Source organism: Bradyrhizobium campsiandrae (assembly GCF_014529705.1).
In the GTDB taxonomy this organism is placed as follows: Bacteria; Pseudomonadota; Alphaproteobacteria; order Rhizobiales; family Xanthobacteraceae; genus Bradyrhizobium; species Bradyrhizobium campsiandrae.
Genome location: NZ_JAANIH010000278.1, coordinates 1 through 385, shown reverse-complemented (window position 1 = coordinate 385; position 385 = coordinate 1). Strand labels below are relative to the sequence as shown.

Annotated in this window: 1 pseudogene; it reads right to left on the bottom strand. The window is 41.3% G+C overall.

The features are described 5' to 3' along the window. A pseudogene (locus G8O24_RS47425) lies at window positions 1-370 on the bottom strand (copper-translocating P-type ATPase); the annotation flags it as partial. Between the last annotated feature and the right edge of the window lie 15 nt (window positions 371-385).

Sequence of the window (385 nt, the reverse complement as noted above, 5' to 3'; positions counted from 1 at the left end):
TTCCAAGGGTTACTAGCGTCATCATTTCAGGAGATTTATTCTGAATTTCCGCTTTAGCCCCCTTTAAAAATGGCATTCCGCCATAAAAGTAAAGTTCTGTATCAAACAAAACGATGATAATGCCAACAATTAGCGGTGAACTGAAACTAAGGATGGAAACGTTTAAACCCATGATTGGTGCTAACAGTAAAACTGGAATCGCTAAGACAACGGAGACCCAAAATTTGACTTTCAAATTCCCCATATGCATCATTGAGCCACCGTGCATCATCATGTCGGTCCCAGCCATATCCATATCACCGTGATTCATCCCACTCATATTCATAGTTTCGTGATTCATGTTCATTTGGCTGTGATCCCTTTCGGCCATATCGTGGTCCATGTT